Genomic DNA, 19,489 nt, shown 5'->3' on the forward strand with positions numbered 1-19,489 from the left:
AATTAAAAATCCTCGATTAACAAGGGAAAGTACCACGCCCTCAGGATATAGAACAGTTCCGGTGTCTTAAAAAGTCTCTGTTGTCATCTCCCCAAGGGACGCGGATCACTTTAGATAAGTTTCAATAATTGCTCAGGGCTGCATTATTGTAGCTTCTCTGGTGTCTCCCCTGAGGCGATCGCCCCCTGGGGTTCCTTAAAGACCAAACGAAGAAAAGGTGGAGCCACAAAAGTTGTGATGATGACCATCATAATAATTGCCGCTTCCGTAGATTCCGAAAGGGCTCCGCTCGCAGAACCAACCCCCGCAAATACCAGGCCCACTTCTCCCCGGGGAATCATCCCGACCCCAATTGCCAGCTTATTGAGCTTCTCTTGGCCAAACACCGTAAAGCCTGTAATCACCTTGCCAAAGATGGCCACAACGATCAAAAAAGCAGCAATGACTAATCCCTCACGGTTAGCAGGAACAGCCGGATTCAGGACGCTCAAATCCGTTTTTGCCCCGACACAGACAAAGAAAATCGGTACGAACAGGTCAGCAATTGGCAGGATTTGTTTTTCTAGGTCACTTCGTTTGTCTGTTTCCGCCAGGATTAAACCCGCTGCGAAGGCCCCCAGAATTGCCTCTAGCTGAATAACCGTGGCGATGTAAGAAAGAACAAAGGCAAAAATAATCGAAACAATCAGTAGTTGACCGCGGGTTTTCATCCCATCTACTAAGCCGACAAATAGAGGACTCAGGAAACGGCCTACAATAATTGCTCCAATAAGAAAAGCAGCAGCACTGACAATGAGCCAAATGGTGCTGACAATTTGTACTTCTCCTGTTTTGGCGAGGCTCGCCACCACCGCCAGGACAATGATGCCGAGTACATCATCCAAGACCGCAGCCCCAATAATAATTTGCCCTTCTTTGGTTGTCAGTTGGCCCAATTCCGCAAGGACTTTCGCCGTAATCCCGATACTGGTGGCGGTGAGGGCAGCCCCAGCAAAGATAGCGGGTACAGTGCCAATGTGAAAAAGAAAAATTAACCCCGCCGTCCCCGCAGCGAAGGGGACAGTAACCCCAACAATGGCTACGATCGCCGCCTGGGGGCCAACTTTGATCAGCTCCTGGAGGTCTGATTCAAGGCCAATTTCAAATAAAAGAATAATGACCCCTAGTTCAGCCAGCACAGAAATCACTTCACTTTGGGTGGCAAATACCGCCGGTGCTGCTTCGGGGGAGAGGCCAGCCGTGCTCTGGAGAAACTGAATCAGCAGAGACTGGGAGGCCTCAATCCCCCCTTCGGGAAAAACGAGTAGACCAAAGGCAGAAACCCCCACCAGTACCCCACCGACCAACTCACCTAACACTGGCGGGAGATTAATACGGGCGCAAAGTTCGCCGCCCGCTTTACTGGCAAAGTAGATCACCACGAGACTCAACAGCACTGCGGCCAGCACCATAGAAGGCTCTGGGGCTTCACCAGCAGGTGGTGCATTGAGAAGGAACGATTGAAGGTATGGCATGAATTTGTAACAAGGTAACGACAAGCGCAGGAGCCAAAGTCACTGAGAATTCTCGTGCTTTGGTCAATGACAACGGCTTGGAAAAAATAAACGCATTGATCAAGATTCCCAAGCGCATTTCACCAAATCAATGTAACAAACCCCTGGGCCAATAAAGGGTTTATGGTTAACGGATTTATCGATGATGCTTTAATTGGGGACACAATAGGTGTAATGGTTTTGTTCGGCGCTATGTCAGATTCGTTGTTATTTGTTGCTAACCTGCTCTGTCGGGCTCCAACTGAGGTGAGTCGGGTTGAAGCTGCCCCCCAAGCCTGCTTTCAGAGGGCTACCAATCCCCTCTCTGCTCCATGGCCTGCGGCAGACAATCATGGTCGGTTCCCCCAACGCTTTCTTCTTTCTGGCCCCCAACTCTATACCCAACGGCTTTATGCCCTATTGCAGGGACAAGTCTATACTAGCCTCAAGGAAGGGGCGATCCCCCGCCTTTGGGGGAATGCTGCATCCCAACCAACCTACCAACAATGGCAGCAGCTTCTCCGTCAAGAAGCATATCTCGCCGTAAAACAAAGGGGCGATCGCCCCCTGGGAGTTTTATTAGGAGATTCCCTCAGCCTATGGTTTCCCAGTGATCTTTTGCCCCCCAACAAAATATGGCTCAATCAAGGCATTTCCGGGGAAAATACGCAGCAAATCCTCGCCCGCCTAGATAGCCTCCAGGGTCTCCCGGTGGATACGATTTATTTAATGGCAGGGGTTAATGATTTTAAACAGGGTATTGCCGAAACGGTATTTCTGGATAACATGCGTGCCCTGATCCGTGGTCTGCGCTGTCAGCACCCAAACGCAACCATCGTTCTGCAGTCTCTATTGCCTACGAACCACGACTATCTCCAAGGGGAACGGGTGATCCGCCTCAACCAGCAAATCCAGGCGATCGCCCGTCAAGAAGGGGCTAACTATCTCAACCTCTATCCTTTATTTGCGGCCGCCAACGGCACCCTACGACCTGAACTCAGCACCGATGGCCTGCACCTAAGCCGCACGGGTTATGACATTTGGCAGGGAGCTATGCAAAACCTTGAGAATTGCCTAAACCAAAACTGAAGACAAACCCCAACAATCCCGAGCAATTCCCTGCTGTAGAAGGGTTCTAGATCTTAACGCGTTGAATCTAGGCTACCTGGCGTGATGCCAATTTCTCGAGATGAAGCTGAGATTCGTGGATCAACTGACGGCGAACATCTTGGGGGTTGTCGAGGGAGGGGACTAAATTTTTCGCCTGGAGCGCCATATGCAGTTGCAGTTGAGCGACATATTCGCCCATATCTTCGGCCCAGGGGTTTGTTACTTGGTTGTTTGTGGAGTACATAGCAGTCATTGCTGTCAGGTTGCTGAGAAACCAGTTAAATGCGCTGGCTATGAGGTTACCATGCCCCCCAGGGGATAACGGACCCGGTGGAGAGAACTGCAATATTTCTCAATGGGCGATGGGAAAATTTTGTTATAAATCTTGATAGTCTACCCTGGTAGCGGCCTAAGATGCTGCGGCAACATCCCTTTCTAGCAGTTCCCGGAAGCGAATTTCATCCTTGTGGGGATCGGCTTGGCTGACTTTCACTTCGAGGCGATCGCCTAGGGCCACAGGCCGTTCAAAACGATGGGGGAGCTCCAAACCCAACTCTTCTAGAAGGATGACCCCAAGCCTTTCGTCCTCCCGGAGCCAACGCAAGACTAGACCTTGCCACACTTGGTCAGCATTGCGGCGGAGGTATTCTAAGCTCCAGTAACGGTTGGTCTGTCGTTCCACATGAACTGCTTCTTGGCTTGAAGTGACGACACTATACAGGATTTCCTTGAGTTCATCGGCAGAAAACGGTAAGGGATCACCCCGCAGATGGGCCTTGATTTGAAAGTGGGCCAGTAGATCTGTATAACGACGAATTGGGGATGTCACCTGAATATAAGAGTCTAGGCCCAGGCTGGCATGGCGCACTGGATTAGTGCCCATTTCACTGCGGGGCATACAGCGACGGACAGCACAGGCCCGGACAGGCCCGGCGGGTAAGAGCAGCAGTTCTTCTTCGGAGGGGAGTTCTGGCTGGGGCTGACCTCGAAAGGGGAGGGGCAGACCATGGGTCCGGCCATAATGCCCAGCCACTTCCCCTGCCAAAATCATCATTTCGGCGACCAGTTCCCGGGACATGGAACCATGGAGGACATCGATGAAAATGTCTTCATCCTGAACTTTAATCGAGGCTTCTGGCATTTTGATGCTGATTGACCCTTGGCTGTCGCGCCATTGCTTCCGTTTATGGGCAAATTCGGCGAGGAAGGCGATTTCTGATTCGGCCTGGATCCGCAGATGCAGCATTTCAGCCACATCATCATAGGTGAGGCGATAGGTGGGTTTAACGAAACTGGGGGTGATTTCATAGTCGGCGATCGCCCCATCGTCAGTGAGCAGTACCCCGAAGCTCAGGGCTGCACACACCTGGCCTTGGCGTAGACTCATCGGCCCAATAGCCAGGTCTTCGGGGAACATAGAGATCATCCCTGTAGGCAGATAGAGACTGGTACTGCGACGACGCGCTTCAAGGTCGAGTTCGTCCCCTGGAGTCAGCAGACAGGTCGGGTCGGCAATGTGAATCCAAACCTTGCGCCGTCCATCGGCAAGGGTCTCAATACTGAGACCGTCATCAATTTCTAAGGTACTCTCATCGTCGATAGTGTAGGTCTTGAGATACGTGAGATCGACACGATTGTCGGCATCGGCATCACCGGGCAAAGCGGAAAGACGGGCATGGGACACGTCGAGTACCTTCTGAGAAAATTTTCTGGGATAGCCACTGCGGAGGAGGGCCAGGTTTTCGTGGGCAGTCCACCAACCGAGGGAAACCAAAAGTTGAAAGGCTTGTTCTGTGGTAGGCGATCGCCCAATCATTTCGAGGAGATCCTGGGCCGCCTTTGTCGCCTGCTCTGGGTAGAGCACAAATCTTTCTAAGCTCTCAAAGCGTTGCCGATCACTATCTTCCCATTGCACAATTTCGCCGGCGATCGCCTGATTTACCCGTTGTAGAAACTCCGTCTTTTCTCGTTCTTTGTGAGCTTCTACTTCCAATTGATGCTGAATCTCTCGCACCTGAGCTTCCGAACGCGGTTCGTAATGCTCCCCCTTGCGCTTAAAAAAAATCTTGTCTTCTACCAACATCAAGTGGCAGGCATAACACTGCTGGGGTGTCTGTTCCGAAAAAAGAAGTTGAGCCAGGGATGCGGGGGTGGCATTTTCTGCAGCTTCAACCAGAAATTCCCAAGCTACAGCAAGGTTTTCGGGGTCAACAAGGCTCTGGCTTTGGGTCAAAAAGCTGGGGATATCAGCTGGATCAAAGGGGGCAGCCGCTACTTGATATTCAACCCGTTGGGGACGTAGCTTGTGGGATTGCCCCCGTCCATCAATGACGATCCAGTCTTTTTTTCCTTCAGGACGTTCAGCTACAGCAAGTACTCGCTCTCCCTGCAGCCTGAACTCGATCAATTGTCCTTTTTCCACCAGCTTTGTTGCCTAACGCGACTATACAAAAGCAACTCCAAAGTTAGCCCTTAGAATCGCTTGGCATCACTTTAGCCTTCTTTGTTGATGAAGGGCAACAGGGCTACCATGCGCGCCCGTTTGATGGCGGTATTAACATCACGTTGTTGACGAGCAGTGAGTCCGGTGATCCGTCGGGGCAAAATTTTGCCGCGCTCGGTGACAAACTTCCGAAGAAGTTCGACATCTTTGTAATCGATGGGCTGGCTGGGGGGAATGGGAGATAAACGTTTACGGTAGTAAGCCATGGCTAATGAATAGTTTCAAAAATAATGAGTTCGTGGATAAAGTAAAAATCTAGAATTTTTCAGCTAAGTATCCCAAGCGGTTGGGAGAACTCTAGCGGGCTTCTACTTGATTTCTTTATGGATTGTGTGGGCGTTGCAATGGGGACAGAACTTTTTGATTTCAAGTCGTCCGGTGGTATTGCGACGGTTTTTGCTAGTGGTATAGCGGGAAACGCCATTGGAGCGCTTGTTTGTATTAGTGCGACATTCAGTGCATTCCAGGGTAATGGTAATGCGGACGCCTTTTTTGCTTGCCATAATTTTTACGAGGTTAGCGGTTTTGGCCCGCTAAGGTTTACACACAAATTTCTATTTTTGCATATTTTGTCTTAGGTCGGCAAGGATCTGCTTGAGACGTAAATCAAGGGAAAACCCCCTCTGGGTCTGAATCATATAGGTTTCAGCAACCCGGTCATGGAACGCTTGGTTGAATTCTTCATCGGCGATCGCAATGCCACAGGAGGCCAATAGGGGCGAAACCAGCAAGATCAAAGAAATGCCATTGCCCATGAGGAAAAAGCTTTGGATGCCGTACATAGCCAGCATTGCTGCAACCCCTAAGATGCCTTCTCGCTTGCTGAGGTTGATAATTTCCGGCACTCGGTAGCGCACATCAATCACTTGCATATCGAAGGCCCAACTGCCGGGGCTCTGGCCCCGATTACGACTCACCAGAAAAACCCTCAAGCCAAACCAGGTGACGAGAAAAACGAACCATTGCAGAGAAACTCCCCCCAAACCGCTAACAAGCCAGGTGGTGACAAAATCTACAAAGAATGCCCAAAAGCGTCGATCAAGGGGGACTTTTGGGAAGCGACGGACGGGGCGGTAGTCTTCTTCTTCGTCGTACATCGGCAAGAGTGTTTGTGAGGCTATTGGGCAGAGACAGAGATTGCTTCTATTGTAGAGGTTTGGGGAAACGGGGCCATGGATTTATTCTGGCAGTTGTTGCGATCGCCAACCTTGGGCATTTTTTTCGAGCGATCGCCAAGTTTTCCCCTCTGGTTGTCGCTGGAGATAGAGATCAAAGGCATTGTGTCGTCGGTTTTCGCTCCGTTGGGAGAGAAAAGTGAGGGTCAGATCATAAGTCCCCTGGAGGTGATAGACGGGTAGCCCTTGAAGAAAAAATGAATCTAGGGTTTGCACTTGAATATTTTGGGGCGCTGGGATCGGAGCTGTTGCAGCAATGGTACGGCTCAGTTGTTGGTAGTGGGTTTCTAGCTTGTAGGCGATCGCCCGCTGAATCACCGCACCGTCAGGAGCAAATTCCCTCGGCGCTGCTGCCGTGGCACATCCCCCCAGTCCAAAAACAAGACAACAATAGCCCAGGCTGATCAAAGTTGAGGCCAACCGCCGTAGTATCGTCTTTCGGCGGCGACCAATCTCAACCAAGCCCATTGCCAGGAAAACTTTATCTATACGCTGGGGAAATGTCACAATGGCAATTGTTGCTGAACAGTCTTTATCTTATCTGTTGATCCCTATGCTGCTAAAATCCACCACCCGCCATGTGCGAATCTACACCGCAGAAATTCAGAAAAATGAATTGATCCCCAGTGAAAAAGTCCTGACCCTCGACATCGATCCAGACAATGAATTTGTCTGGTCTGAGGAAGCGCTCCAAAAGGTTTATCGGCAGTTTGATGCCCTGGTGGAGAGCAACAGTGGTGAAGATTTGACCGAATATAACTTGCGGCGCATCGGCTCAGATTTGGAAGTTTTTATCCGTGATCTACTCCAGAAAGGGGAGCTCCGCTACAACCTCGATAGTCGGGTGCAAAACTTCAGCATGGGCTTACCTCAGCTGGATCATCCCGACAGCCAGGGCGCCTACCTCCAACCGTAAATTTTTTGTGATCCACTTGGTTGTTAAAGCAAAGCCCACAATCTCAGATAAAGCTCCCATCGGATGAACTGAAATTGTGGGCGATCGCCTGGGCGAAATTTATGCCGTTTGTGGATATTAGGGTTTACATACCCATTTCGTCGTCCATATCCATCATGTCCATTTCATCCATATCCATTTCATGGGAATGGCTTTCGATAGGGCCGAGTTGTCCTCGGATTGCGCCGCCTGGAAACTCTGGGTTATGGACATTGATATAAAAATCTTCGGGGTTGTTCAAAATCCGTTGGACAATGCCCTCTTCACCATCAGGGAATTTACCTTCTTCCCCTTCCGTTAAGCAATCTGCGGCATCGCCATCCTCAGGGCCAGCCAGAGCTGCCACAACAGGGCCATTTTCATCAGCTGCCCCTTCATGGATGTGGGCTGCCATGCCTTCTCCCACTGGTACGAGTTGAATCTTGTCAACGGTAATCACATAGCAGAGCGTTGTCGGATCGCCATCAATCCCAAAAACATAGCCATGGCCCGTCCCGTTGGGATCACCAACTATTCCTCTTGACATGGAGCCTTCGGCTGGAACCTCTGATGCTCCATCCATCACCGTATGTAAAACAACATTAGAGTGACCGGCAAAAGCAGCCGTGGGGACCATGGTTCCGAGGGTTAAAGCAAGGAGACCACAGATATTTTTCACACTTTTAATTGGACTATTCATAGAAATTTCTGAATTTTGGGTTTGGGTCTGGGTTTAGGTTTGGTGAGTTGACGAGGCAATGAGGATTAAGGTTCATTTGTTGCCTCAAGATCCCACGATAGGAGTAGAAACTGGATTTGGGAGGAATTGGGGATTTTTTCCGTACTTTGGCGCAGAGGTACTATGGCCTTCAGTTCTGGATTTCTCCATTGCGCGTCAAGATAGTCAATAGTTTGAGAGAAATCTACTATGCTCACCGTACATTTGAGAATCAGTAGCAACCATGACTCCTGAAAATATGGGTACAGAACGTCTTTTGCCTCAGCAAATTGTCTGTTTGGCAGCTGGCGATCGCCGTTTATATAGTGCCGTGATTCAGTACATTGAACCCCAAGGAAACTACTGGATCCGTCCCCTCTGTCTAGTGAATGGCTCTCCCTCACCGATCCCCCTCCACCGCACCGCTGACATCATTGTTCCGGCCGATCAAGTCCGGGCAGTCTTTGATACAGAGATCCTGAACTATTGGACGGCCCTTTATGACGATTCTGGGAAATATGACGACAACTTCTTGGGGCGGCAATTACTCCAGGATTTTTTGCGTAGCCTCGATTGGTCTGGAGAAAAATCTGCTTTTGATGACTCTCTGTAAAGCTTTGGGCCACGCATACCGCTTTGCTTGCACAATGAAGAGCAGTGTACAAAAGGTCACCCAATGGTCATTGTCTACGTTGTGTTGGGGTTTTTCTTGGTGGTGATGCTGGTCTCAATTTTGGGTGACCAGGGCAAGCGCCCAGGCCCATTGAGCGGTCCTAAGCAGCCTGGTTCGGATGGGGCTATTCAACAGGCGATCGCCTCCGGTCGAAAAATTGAAGCCATCAAACTTTATCGGCAAAAATACAATGTTGGTTTAAAGGAAGCGAAAGAAGCTATCGAACAGATGGCAAGGGATGCTTAGGTTTCCAGAGACCTAGATTGACATGTCGGGTTCTTGGAAAGAGCTAGGCGATCGCCATTATGTTTGCAATATTTTGTAACAATGTGTATCAACTATTCACAAAAAAGGGTTTAAACCCCGGTATTGAGCTTGTTAGACTGTAACCTAACAAAAAAACGCAAGTCTCACGCGGTTATTTTTTACGGAATCGAGACTGATCCCCACATAAAAACGGAAGCAATAAAAAACTACAGCTATGGTAAGCACTGTTAACACAACTTCTGGAGTAGAGGAACTGCGCCCCGGCGTGAAGGTTCCGGCGAAGGAAACCATCCTCACCCCCCGCTTTTACACCACCGACTTCGATGAAATGGCGAAGATGGACCTCTCCGTCAACGAAGAAGAAATGGAAGCGATCATCGAAGAATTCCGCGTGGACTACAACCGTCACCACTTCGTCCGGGATGAATCCTTTGACATCTCCTTTGACCACATCCAAGGGGAAACCCGGCAACTGTTCATCGAATTCTTGGAGCGTTCCTGCACCGCTGAATTTTCTGGCTTCCTGCTCTACAAAGAATTAGGCCGTCGCCTCAAGGATAAAAACCCCCTCCTCGCTGAAGGATTTAACCTGATGTCTCGGGATGAAGCCCGCCACGCTGGTTTCCTCAACAAGGCGATGACGGACTTTAACCTCTCCCTTGATCTTGGCTTCCTCACCAAGAGCCGTAGCTATACATTTTTCAAGCCGAAGTTTATCTTCTACGCCACCTATCTCTCTGAAAAAATCGGTTATTGGCGTTACATCAAGATTTACCGTCACCTCGAAAAGAACCCCCAAGATCAGATCTATCCGATCTTCAAGTTCTTTGAAAACTGGTGCCAAGATGAAAATCGTCACGGCGATTTCTTTGATGCGCTAATGAAGACCCAGCCCAGCATCCTCAACGACTGGAAAGCGCGCCTGTGGTGCCGTTTCTTCCTGTTGTCTGTGTTCGCGACCATGTACCTCAACGATACCCAACGTCATGGGTTCTACGAGTCGATCGGCTTGAATGCGCGGGAATTTGACAAAGAAGTGATTTGGGAAACCAACAACACCGCTGGCCGGGTATTCCCGATTGTCCTCGATGTAGAAAAGCCTGAATTCTACGATCGCCTGGAAACTTGTGTGAAAAATGGTGAGAAACTGCGGGAAATTGACGCAAGCGATGCCCCTGCACCTGTGAAGTTGTTGAAGAAGTTGCCCGCTTACCTCTCCAATGCGGTCCAATTTATCAGCCTCTACCTGATGAAACCGATCCGTGTCGATCAGCTGGCTGGCACAGTCCGCTAACCTCCATAAGGTTAACCCTGCAATTTTTAACCACCTCCCTCCGGGGAGGATTTTTTTTGGAGATAGCAGGATAGAAGGATTTTGGGCTATGGTTGTTTAGCCGACCAGGGAAATAAATTGACCCTGGGCGATCGCCTAATTTATTTTGGGTGGGCATAAAGTTTCTGGATGTAGGGCACCGATGGTTGATGGATTATTTTGGACAGACATTTTGACCTTTGCGGCGGACACAAGTCACCGGATTGGGGCAGAATTGACGGAAAAATTTGGGAAACTCACGGCGGTGCGCAAAGCAGATGGCAGCCTAGTCACCGAAGCGGATCAGTGGTCTGACCGAGAAATTAGTCGGGCGATCGCCCAAGCCTTTCCTGACCATGGCATCCTCAGCGAAGAAACGAGCCATATTTTTCCTGGGAATGATTGGTGTTGGATTATCGACCCCATCGACGGCACTACGAATTTCACCAGGGGTATTCCCATTTGGGGCATTTCTCTCGGCTTGCTCTATAAAGGGACACCGGTGTTTGGCTATGTCCATTTCCCCTGGTTACGCCAATCTTTTCATGGTTACTGGTACGGAGATTCTGGCTTGACTGGGCCAACCGGAGCGTTTTGCAATGGCGAAGCGATCCGCACCAGTGATGATGAACCGAGCCTCAATCATATTTTTAATCTCTGTGCTCGCAGTACTGCTGTGGCGGCCCAACCGGATTTTCCCTGCAAAATTCGCCTGATGGGGGTTGCCAGCTATAACGTGCTGATCGTCGCAGCGGGAGCGGCTCTAGGGGGTGTGGAAGCCACCTCGAAAATTTGGGATTTGGCAGCGGTTTGGGCAATTATCCAAGCAGCGGGGGGCACCATTGAAACCTTAGAGCCGAACCCGATGTTCCCCCTAACGGTCGGGAAAGACTATGGCGATCGCCCTTTTCCCTGTCTAACCGCCAGCCGCCCTGAGTTGATTGAGGTGTTTAGACCCTGGGTGCAGTTTATCGGCGATCAGGTGTGCGAAAAATACGGATTGTAAAGAACTCCGATACAATACACAACTGAGCATTTTGATGAACCCTCGCGAGGAAGTTCCAGACCATGACTGTTGCGGTTGCCATTGACCACCTCCAGAAAAGCTACGGCACCATCCAAGCGGTAAAGGATGTTTCCTTCACGGTAGAACAGGGGACAATTTTCGGCCTTTTGGGGCCCAATGGTGCGGGTAAAACCACGACCATTCGCTGTCTCTGTACCCTTGCTCAACCGGATGGCGGCACCATCGAAGTCTGCGGTGTTTCGGCCCTAAAGCAACCCAAACAAGTGCGACAGCGGCTTGGCTATGTGGCCCAAGAAGTGGCGATCGACAAAATCCTCACCGGGCGAGAACTCCTTAATTTGCAAGCGGCCCTCTATCATTTGCCTAAAAGTTTTATCCCCCAACGGGTCGATCAACTGCTCAACGCCCTGGGTCTAACAGATTATGCCGATCAAAAAACAGGGACTTATTCTGGCGGTTTGCGCAAGCGCCTAGATCTGGCAGCGGGTCTACTCCATCAGCCGGATGTCTTAGTGCTCGATGAACCAACCGTGGGCCTCGATATCGAAAGTCGGGTGGTGGTTTGGGATTTTCTTCGACAATTGCGGGCGGCAGGAACAACTGTCATTATTACAAGCCATTATCTCGAAGAAATCGATGCCCTTGCCGATCGCCTCGCCATCATTGACCAAGGGAAGGTGATCGCGAACGGCACCCCCAATGAGCTCAAAGATAAAGTCGGGGGTGATCGCATTACCTTACGTATCGAAGAATTTGCCTCAGCTCAAACCGCCGAACAAGCAAAACAGGTGGTTGCGGCCCTCGATTTTGTCGAAAGTGTGATTATCAATGTTTCCCAGGGTAATTCTTTAAATCTCGTGGTCAATGCCCAAGGAAACTACCTAAGTACCATTGAACAAACGATTCAAAGTGCGGGTTTACCCATTTTTAGTCTGAGTCAATCGCGGCCTAGTTTAGATGATGTTTATCTAGCGGCCACGGGTAAAACATTGATGGATGCGGAGATTGAAGCGGCCAGTAAACGGGATCTCAAAAAAGAAAAAAAGCAACAAATGAAAGGCTAAAAACTTTTTACATTAAGACCCTTCTATCATCGATTTGATATTCACTTAAAAATTCACTAATTTATCTATGGGATCTGTTGTTCGAAACTCTCGCCTACGTTTAAATCAAGGTCAAATCTTTTGGCGAGAAACAGGACAAGGGGAGGCGATCGCCTTTATTCACCGAGAGTATGGTGACGGCAGTCAATGGTTAGATTTTTTTGAAAGCTTTGGGAAAGATTACCATTGCTTTGCACCAGATCTCATGGGCTTTGGGGATTCTGACCCAGCGGCATCCCCCCAATCAATTCAATGGCAGAGCGAAATTTTAGCAGCCTTTTGTAATCACTTAAACCTGAAAAAGATTTACCTCATTGGGGATTCTCTCGGGGCTTGGGTTGCGGCCCGTCATACGCTAGATTATCCAGATCAAATTCAAGGGCTGATTCTACTTGCCCCCATTGGGTTTGAGACACAGTCTAAAGCCGACTATTTATTTGCTAAACTCCTGTTATTGCCGGTTCCCATCCTGCCTTGGTTACTCAAAATATTATTCCCCCTAGGGAAATTAATCGGCCTGGGCCAACAGATTCAAAAAATTTTAAACTACCGACAACAACTATTAGCATCCCCAGCCAGCCGGCGGCTTTTGTTCCAACGTCATGCCAGTAAAATTCAGGCGGAATATGTAGGCCATGACTTATCTCAAATTACAGCGCCCACATTGATTCTGAGTGACAACCCAAAAACTGACCAGGCGAGGCTTTATGCCCAGAGAGTTCGCCAAGCACAGGTGATTACCATTGAACATCAATCGGAGGCGATCGTCTTAATTCGAGATTGGCTACAGCAGCAGCGCTCCTAGAGCCAATGGGCCAGGGGAAAGAGGAGATATTCTAAGAAAAAAAGCTTCCAAATGAATTGATAAAAGTCGGTAATGTCTTCTTTTTGTTCTAGGTTAACTCCGCGACTGCGCCACCATAATAGTCCCCCCAGAAAAACATGGGCACCGATAAAGAGTGGTGGATTTAAATCTGTCTCCAGGAATATGCCGCCCAAGATCATGGCCATATAGCAAGCCAAAATAATGCCGAAAGAAACTTGGAAGATGCGTTTTTTGCCTAACAGAAGCGTGAAGGTGGTGATCTGATATTGGCGATCGCCTTCTAGATCAGGCACGTCCTTAAAAATGGCGATCGCCACCGTGAACACCACAATAAACCCCGTTAGGAGCCAAACCGTCGGTGTGATCACCACAGGATTTTGTAACATCGCCTGAAAATGGGCAAATAAGCCGAGGTTGACCACCACCCCCCGCACCGTAAAAATGCACATTGCGGCCAATAGAGGAAAGCGCTTTAACCGCACTGGCGGCAGGGAATACATGGTCCCAATTGCTAAACTCACCCATACAGTCACCCCGAGCCAGAGGCCACTCGCCGCACTCAACACCAGCGCCAGCCCACCACAAAACCACACAATCCACCAGCCCGTTTTCCGGGAAAAATGCCCCGCCGCTACGGGTAAATGGGGTTTATTGATTTTGTCGATGTCAATGTCCGTGAGCTGATTTAAACCGACAATATAGACATTTCCGGCCAAGCAAGCGACCCAAGCCCCCAACACCGCCCAGCTATAGCTCCCAGTGAAAGTTTCTGGCGTGACCGCCAATAGAGTCAAGGCCCAAACGCTGAGACTTGTGCCGATAATCGTGTGGGGTCGGGAAAATTCCCATAGGGAGGCCAGAAAGTTTGGACGAGAAACAGGTGGAGAGACGGAAGATTTCACAGGTAAAAGGTTGCCCCAAAAAAGGCCCCAGCATACACTAATCGCACATCATTCTAACGAACTTGTCCATGGCTTCTCCTCTTTTGGCAATTCTCCAGGAAAAACTCCGGACGGCCCCCCGACAGCAGCTCACTTTTGCTGAGTTCATGGAGGCGGTGCTATATCACCCGATGGCCGGTTATTACAGCGGTGGGAAGGTGGCGATCGGTGCCCAGGGAGATTTTTTTACGGCTACGTCCCTCGGCCCCGACTTTGGAGAATTGTTAGCCGAGCAGCTCCTGCAAATGAAACAAATTTTAGGATCATCGACGTTTCAAATGGTCGAAATGGGTGCAGGCACAGGAGATCTAGCACAGGATATTTTGGGGTATTTCCAGGCGCATTATCCGGAGATATTGCCAGAACTTGAATACATCATCATTGAAAAATCCCCAGCGCTCCGCCAACAACAACAGGAAAAATTAGCGGCCTTTTCCCAGATGAAAATTCGCTGGTGCGATTGGCCAGAGTTATCAGAAAACAGTATTCAAGGTTGTTTTTTCTCTAACGAATTGCTCGATGCTTTTCCGGTTCATTTGGTCACGGTAGAATCAGGTCAACTCAAGGAAATTTATCTCGAATATGATCCGGCAAGAGAAACATTTCAGGAAACTTCTGGCCCCCTGTCGACGCCGAAAATCCAAGCTTATTTTGAACGCCTTAATATTGATTTTTCCCATTATCCCGATGGCTATCGCACAGAAATTAATTTAGGGATGTGGAGCTGGCTCGAGCAGTTACAAACTAAATTAAAAACCGGTTATATTCTCACGATTGATTATGGCTATCCCGCCGCAAAATATTACCATCCCCAACGCTCTGGGGGTACATTACAGTGCTATTTTCAGCACCGTCGTCATGACAATCCTTACGTTAATTTAGGAGAACAGGATTTGACGGCCCATGTGGATTTTACGAGCTTGCAAGATCATGGGGAATCTCTCGGCTTGCACACCCTGGGTTTAACCCAACAGGGACTGTTTCTCATGGCCTTGGGGTTAGGCGATCGCCTGAATGCCTTATCCCAAAATCCCACCGATGTAATGACCCTCTTTCGGCGACGGGATGCTCTGCATCAGCTCATGGATCCCATGGGATTAGGGGGATTTTATGTGCTGCTCCAGGGCAAAAATCTGAGCGATCGCCAACTCCAGATTCCCCTCAAGGGTTTAACACAGCCGCCCATGTTCTAATAGTTGCAAACAGTTGCGGAAAATTCTATGCGTCCGGTTCTCTATTTAGCGATTACGAGCCACGGCTTTGGTCACGCGGTGCGGGTGTCAGCAGTGGCGGCCCAGGTGCAAAAATTATTGCCCGATGTGCTCTTGGTTTTTGTGACAACGGCTCCCCATTGGCTGATTCGGAGCTATGTGCAGGGAGATTTTATCCAGCGGGAAAAACACTTGGATGTGGGGGTGATTCAAGCCGATAGTTTCTCAATGGACTACGGCGCAACCTTAGAAAAATTACAGGAAATCCGTAGGCGATCGCCCCAAATTATTGCCGATGAGGTGAACTTTTTACGGTTAAATCGTGCCCAGCTTGTCCTCGCTGATGTGCCGCCCCTGGCAATTCCCATTGCCCATGGTGCCGATATCCCCTGTTGGTGCATGAGTAATTTTGGCTGGGATTTCATTTACCGGGCTTGGGGCGGAGAATTCATGCCTGAAGCCGATTGGATTACGGATCTTTACCGCCAGGGCGATCGCCTATTTCGTTTACCGTTATACGAGCCCATGGCCGATTTTCCGAACCACACTGATGTGGGTCTCACGGGCGGAGATCCGCGCCATGACTTAGGGACATTGCGCAGTCAGTTCGACTTAACCCATCCCAAAGAAAAAACAATTCTCCTGAGTTTTGGCGGCCTCGGTTTTGCTGGGATGCCCTATGAGGCTCTGGCTCAATTTCCCGATTACCAATTCATTAGTTTCGACCGTAATGCCCCGGATTTAGCAAATCTCCGCAAAATTGCCGACAACCATTATCGGCCAGTGGACTTTATGCCCCTGTGCGATCGCATTATCTCGAAACCAGGCTTTAGCACTTATGCCGAGGCGCTGCGTTTAGACTTGCCCATCGTGACCCTCCCCCGGGATGATTTTGCCGAAGGGCCAGTGCTCATCGACAACCTGAAACAATATGGCGCCCACCAAATTTTAGATCCAGTACAGTTTGCCCAGGGGAATTGGGATTTTCTGCGGGAAGCGCCCCAACCCCCCCAGGGCGATCAACCCATCAATAAAACAGGCACTGAGGCGATCGCCCAGGCGATCGTTGAATTCCTCAGCACCTAAAGATCAAGCAACCTAAGGTTCTGTTGCTAAAACTTCCGGTACTATTTCTGCCCCCAAACCCATGGCTTCTGGATGGACAAAGGGCAAGCGCGCTCCCGTTAAACCTTTGGTAATGTGCTGGGGGGTGGTGGGCAGCACCACAAACAGTGGATGCACCTGGGCCGGGACGCTGCTCACCATGTGGGATTCAGATTCTGGCATCAACCATTCATAGTCTTGATCTAGGTAAACCTGGGTATGCCGCCAACGCAATAGCAGCTCCGAAAAGGTCTCCCCAGGGCGGTGAATAAACACCATAATTTCCGTATCCAGCTTTATTTGCCACTCCGGATCACAGGTCAAAATGGCCAGATCCGTCGGCAAAATCAAAGTTTTTGGAGCCTCAGGATCTAATAAGCGCACCACTGGCAACGGGATCACGAGCAAACTCTCATCTGGGCGGCGGATGCTGGGCACCAAGGAAAGATAAGGGCGATGGTGGGTCAAGAGGGCGATCGCCCGCTGTCGGTCACTATAGGCCGCTAGAAGGGTCTCATAATGATCCTGTTGTCCACTCATGGTTTCGTCCTACCCTAAAGTTTCAAATACTTTGAACATCGGTAGATACATCGAGAGCAAAATCACCCCGACCATCGCCGCAATAATCACCATCATTGCGGGCTCCAAGATACTGGTGAGGGCTTTCACCGTTTGCTCAACTTCATCTTCATAAAAGTCAGCTACCTTCATCATCATCGTATCGAGTTCCCCCGTTTCCTCCCCAATGGTCATCATCTGAATGGCCAATATTGGAAATACATGGTTGCGATCGAGAGCTACACTCAACATGCCCCCCTCTTGAATTTCCCCTTTTGCATCGTTGATGGCCTTGGCGATCACCACGTTCCCTGCCGTGGCTCCCACAATATCAAAGGAGTTGAGAATCGGTACCCCAGACCGGGTTAAAGTCCCGAAAATGCGACAAAAACGAGCGACTGCATTTTTTTGGAGCAGATCCCCAAACAAGGGTAGCTTCAACAACAGCGAATCAATTTGCCAACGCCCCGCTTCGGTATTGTAATAACGGCGCAGGAGGAAGAAAAGAATATTCACAGCAATAACCATTAGTAAGACATTGCCAAAGGGCATCGGCAATAGCCCCTCATTCGTGCGTAAGAAGTTACTAATAGCCATCATGACCAAGGTCAGCGCGGGGAGATCTGTCCCAATGCTTGCAAAAATATCAGCAAAGACCGGAATTAAAAAAATTGTCATCCCAAAGAATACTGACACGGCGAGGATCCCCACAGCCATGGGGTAGGTCATGGCTGACTTGATTTGGTTTTCCAGTTTGGCCATATCCTCTAATACCTTCGCCAAACGGTTCAGGACTTCGTCAAGAACCCCACCCAGCTCCCCAGCTTCCACCATGCTCACATAGAGGGTATCGAAGCATTCTTCGTGGGGACGCATCGCATCAGAAAGGTTCACCCCCTGTTGTACTTCGGTTTTGATGGCACTGAGGGCTTTGCGCATTTTGATGTTGGAGTGATTTTCTCCCAAAATAGTGAGGCAGCGGACGATCGCCACCCCAGCATTGATCATCACGGCGAACTGACGCGAAAAAACAGCTTTGTCTTTGATGGAAACCTTGGCCATGGCTTCCTCAAGGAAAGACAGGTCAATTTCCCCGGGCTTCATAATTTTGCCCACTTCTGGGTAGCGGGCTGAGAGCATGGTGCGGGCCTGCTCGGGGGAATTGGCTTCGATTTTTTCTTTGAGCTTTTGACCGTTACGGTCAACGACCTGTGCGACGTACTGTGCCATGGTTTCTAGTTACTTGAGAGAGATGAAATAATTCAGAGTTCAGTCAACGGTAAGCTTGATTTAACGGCGTTTTGCGGCAGCACCTGCCCCTAGAGCTCCCCCAACGAGGCGTTGGAGCTCATCGGGTTTACCGCTCTTGGAGAGCGCTTCTTCGAAGGTGACAGACCCTGTGGCCACTAATGCAGCGAGGGCCTGTTCCATGGTTTGCATTCCCAGTTTCATCCCCGTTTGAATCGCAGAATAAATTTGGGCGGTTTTTCCTTCCCGAATCAGGTTGGCGATCGCCGGCGTGACCACCATCATTTCCTGGGCCATGGCCCGACCAAATTCCCCGGGTTTCGGGTTCGCTTTTTTCACCAAACATTGACTAAATACCGCCAGGAGCGAATTAGAAAGCATCGCTCGAATCTGTGGCTGTTGAATCGGTGGGAACACATCCAACATCCGGTCAATGGTGCTAGCAGCGGAATTAGTATGGAGCGTCCCAAAGACTAAGTGGCCTGTTTCTGCCGCAGAAATTGCCAAAGAGATGGTTTCCAAGTCCCGCATTTCTCCCACGAGGATAATGTCTGGATCTTCCCGGAGAGCCGCCCGGAGCGCATTGGCAAAGCTTTTTGTATCCTCTCCCTTTTGCCGTTGGTGAAACAGACTTTTGTGGTTCGGGAAAACATATTCAATGGGATCTTCGACGGTGAGAATATGCTCGGCGCGGGTGCGGTTAATCAGATCTAACATTGCCGCCATGGTGGTGGTTTTTCCGGAGCCGGTTTGGCCAGTCACGAGCACCAGACCCCGGGGACGTTCAGCCATTTCTCGGACAATATCAGGCAAACCCAGTTGATCGAAGTTGGGGATTTTCGAAGACAGAGCCCTGAGACAAGCGGCATAACAGCCCCGTTCTTTATAAACATTGACCCGGAAGCGCGCTAAACCCTTGACACCGTAGGAACAGTCTAATTCCCAGTTTTGTTCGAGGTCTTTACGCTGGGTATTGTTGAGCATGCTGAAGATCAGCTTTTGGGCTTCCTGGGCCGAAAGGGGCTCATCGTTGATGGGGCCGAGTTTTCCACTAACGCGGAAGTAGACGGGGGCACCGGCTTGGATATGCATATCAGAGCCGCCCATTTCGACGAGTTGCTCCATTAGGTCTTCGATCATGTATTCCATTGCGCTGTTACTCCTGGGGGTGAAATGGGAGAAAGAAAATGTGGGTTGGAATTTTGAGGGAGGGTTTTAACTCTGTTGTAGGTTATTTTGCCCAAAGG

General features: G+C 49.8%; 22 protein-coding genes. 10 read left to right on the top strand and 12 right to left on the bottom strand.

Features of this window, described 5'->3' with window-relative positions; genetic code table 11:
• Positions 1-143: 143 nt before the first annotated feature.
• On the bottom strand, positions 144-1,514 hold the full coding sequence (locus ACZ45B_RS00685; RefSeq protein ID WP_024545428.1) for a cation:proton antiporter: 1,371 nt from the start codon (positions 1,512-1,514) through the stop codon (positions 144-146).
• 231 nt (positions 1,515-1,745) lie between these two features.
• On the opposite strand from ACZ45B_RS00685, the gene ACZ45B_RS00690 reads away from it, so the two are divergent.
• A complete protein-coding gene (locus tag ACZ45B_RS00690) occupies positions 1,746-2,621 on the top strand; it encodes a GDSL-type esterase/lipase family protein (RefSeq protein ID WP_051352910.1) in 876 nt (291 codons plus the stop codon).
• A gap of 67 nt (positions 2,622-2,688) precedes the next feature.
• On the opposite strand, the gene ACZ45B_RS00695 is transcribed toward ACZ45B_RS00690, so the two are convergent.
• The 6 genes from ACZ45B_RS00695 to ACZ45B_RS00720 form a co-directional block, all read right to left on the bottom strand.
• Entirely contained in the window at positions 2,689-2,886 is a 198-nt protein-coding gene (locus tag ACZ45B_RS00695; RefSeq protein WP_051352909.1) for a hypothetical protein, read from the bottom strand.
• Between the two features lie 165 nt (positions 2,887-3,051).
• Positions 3,052-5,064 (bottom strand): ribonuclease catalytic domain-containing protein, encoded by a 2,013-nt coding sequence (locus ACZ45B_RS00700; RefSeq protein ID WP_024545425.1) that lies wholly within the window; start codon positions 5,062-5,064, stop codon positions 3,052-3,054.
• A 71-nt stretch (positions 5,065-5,135) separates the two neighbouring features.
• Complete coding sequence (rpsR, locus tag ACZ45B_RS00705; protein WP_024545424.1) at positions 5,136-5,351, bottom strand: 30S ribosomal protein S18; 216 nt, start codon at positions 5,349-5,351, stop codon at positions 5,136-5,138.
• Positions 5,352-5,453: 102 nt separating this feature from the next.
• Entirely contained in the window at positions 5,454-5,648 is a 195-nt protein-coding gene (gene rpmG, locus ACZ45B_RS00710) for a 50S ribosomal protein L33 (RefSeq protein WP_071990928.1), read from the bottom strand.
• 51 nt (positions 5,649-5,699) lie between these two features.
• On the bottom strand, positions 5,700-6,242 hold the full coding sequence (locus ACZ45B_RS00715) for an RDD family protein (RefSeq protein WP_024545422.1): 543 nt from the start codon (positions 6,240-6,242) through the stop codon (positions 5,700-5,702).
• An 81-nt stretch (positions 6,243-6,323) separates the two neighbouring features.
• A complete protein-coding gene (locus ACZ45B_RS00720; RefSeq protein WP_024545421.1) occupies positions 6,324-6,827 on the bottom strand; it encodes a hypothetical protein in 504 nt (167 codons plus the stop codon).
• 46 nt (positions 6,828-6,873) lie between these two features.
• Between ACZ45B_RS00720 and ndhM the strand changes: the two genes are divergently transcribed.
• The gene (gene ndhM / locus ACZ45B_RS00725) at positions 6,874-7,236 is read left to right on the top strand and encodes an NAD(P)H-quinone oxidoreductase subunit M (RefSeq protein WP_024545420.1); all 363 of its coding nucleotides are present in this window, start codon (positions 6,874-6,876) and stop codon (positions 7,234-7,236) included.
• A gap of 124 nt (positions 7,237-7,360) precedes the next feature.
• Here ndhM and ACZ45B_RS00730 read toward each other — a convergent pair whose 3' ends face one another.
• Positions 7,361-7,954 carry a CHRD domain-containing protein gene (locus tag ACZ45B_RS00730; protein ID WP_051352908.1) on the bottom strand — a complete coding sequence of 198 codons (594 nt, stop codon included), beginning with the start codon at positions 7,952-7,954 and terminating at the stop codon, positions 7,361-7,363.
• Between the two features lie 262 nt (positions 7,955-8,216).
• Here ACZ45B_RS00730 and ACZ45B_RS00735 point away from each other — a divergent pair, with 262 nt between their 5' ends.
• The 6 genes from ACZ45B_RS00735 (at position 8,217) to ACZ45B_RS00760 (ending at position 13,159) form a co-directional block, all read left to right on the top strand.
• Complete coding sequence (locus ACZ45B_RS00735; RefSeq protein WP_024545417.1) at positions 8,217-8,585, top strand: hypothetical protein; 369 nt, start codon at positions 8,217-8,219, stop codon at positions 8,583-8,585.
• Between the two features lie 63 nt (positions 8,586-8,648).
• Positions 8,649-8,891, top strand: a complete 243-nt coding sequence (locus tag ACZ45B_RS00740) for a ribosomal L7/L12 family protein (protein ID WP_038027823.1) — start codon at positions 8,649-8,651, stop codon at positions 8,889-8,891.
• A 235-nt stretch (positions 8,892-9,126) separates the two neighbouring features.
• On the top strand, positions 9,127-10,206 hold the full coding sequence (gene acsF, locus ACZ45B_RS00745; RefSeq protein WP_024545415.1) for a magnesium-protoporphyrin IX monomethyl ester (oxidative) cyclase: 1,080 nt from the start codon (positions 9,127-9,129) through the stop codon (positions 10,204-10,206).
• A 181-nt stretch (positions 10,207-10,387) separates the two neighbouring features.
• Entirely contained in the window at positions 10,388-11,230 is an 843-nt protein-coding gene (locus tag ACZ45B_RS00750) for an inositol monophosphatase family protein (RefSeq protein WP_024545414.1), read from the top strand.
• 62 nt (positions 11,231-11,292) lie between these two features.
• Positions 11,293-12,315: a daunorubicin resistance protein DrrA family ABC transporter ATP-binding protein gene (locus tag ACZ45B_RS00755; protein WP_024545413.1), complete on the top strand. Its 1,023-nt coding sequence runs from the start codon at positions 11,293-11,295 to the stop codon at positions 12,313-12,315.
• 67 nt (positions 12,316-12,382) lie between these two features.
• Complete coding sequence (locus tag ACZ45B_RS00760) at positions 12,383-13,159, top strand: alpha/beta fold hydrolase (RefSeq protein ID WP_024545412.1); 777 nt, start codon at positions 12,383-12,385, stop codon at positions 13,157-13,159.
• On the opposite strand, the gene ACZ45B_RS00765 is transcribed toward ACZ45B_RS00760, so the two are convergent.
• Positions 13,156-14,082: a homogentisate phytyltransferase gene (locus ACZ45B_RS00765; RefSeq protein ID WP_024545411.1), complete on the bottom strand. Its 927-nt coding sequence runs from the start codon at positions 14,080-14,082 to the stop codon at positions 13,156-13,158. The two genes, ACZ45B_RS00760 and ACZ45B_RS00765, sit on opposite strands and share 4 nt — an antisense overlap.
• A 68-nt stretch (positions 14,083-14,150) precedes the next feature.
• Here ACZ45B_RS00765 and ACZ45B_RS00770 point away from each other — a divergent pair, with 68 nt between their 5' ends.
• Both ACZ45B_RS00770 and ACZ45B_RS00775 read left to right on the top strand, forming a co-directional pair.
• Entirely contained in the window at positions 14,151-15,314 is a 1,164-nt protein-coding gene (locus tag ACZ45B_RS00770; RefSeq protein WP_024545410.1) for a class I SAM-dependent methyltransferase, read from the top strand.
• 27 nt (positions 15,315-15,341) lie between these two features.
• Positions 15,342-16,418, top strand: coding sequence for a hypothetical protein (locus ACZ45B_RS00775; RefSeq protein WP_024545409.1), 1,077 nt, complete (start codon positions 15,342-15,344; stop codon positions 16,416-16,418).
• A gap of 12 nt (positions 16,419-16,430) precedes the next feature.
• Here the strand turns inward: ACZ45B_RS00775 and ACZ45B_RS00780 are convergent, their stop codons facing one another.
• Genes ACZ45B_RS00780 through ACZ45B_RS00790 form a run of 3 tightly spaced genes read right to left on the bottom strand, consistent with a single transcriptional unit; the run spans position 16,431 to position 19,391 of the window.
• Positions 16,431-16,976, bottom strand: a complete 546-nt coding sequence (locus tag ACZ45B_RS00780; protein WP_024545408.1) for a hypothetical protein — start codon at positions 16,974-16,976, stop codon at positions 16,431-16,433.
• A 9-nt stretch (positions 16,977-16,985) separates the two neighbouring features.
• On the bottom strand, positions 16,986-18,224 hold the full coding sequence (locus ACZ45B_RS00785; protein WP_024545407.1) for a type II secretion system F family protein: 1,239 nt from the start codon (positions 18,222-18,224) through the stop codon (positions 16,986-16,988).
• 60 nt (positions 18,225-18,284) lie between these two features.
• Positions 18,285-19,391: a type IV pilus twitching motility protein PilT gene (locus ACZ45B_RS00790; RefSeq protein WP_024545406.1), complete on the bottom strand. Its 1,107-nt coding sequence runs from the start codon at positions 19,389-19,391 to the stop codon at positions 18,285-18,287.
• Positions 19,392-19,489 lie beyond the last annotated feature (98 nt).

The sequence above is a fragment of the Picosynechococcus sp. NKBG15041c genome (assembly GCF_055380235.1).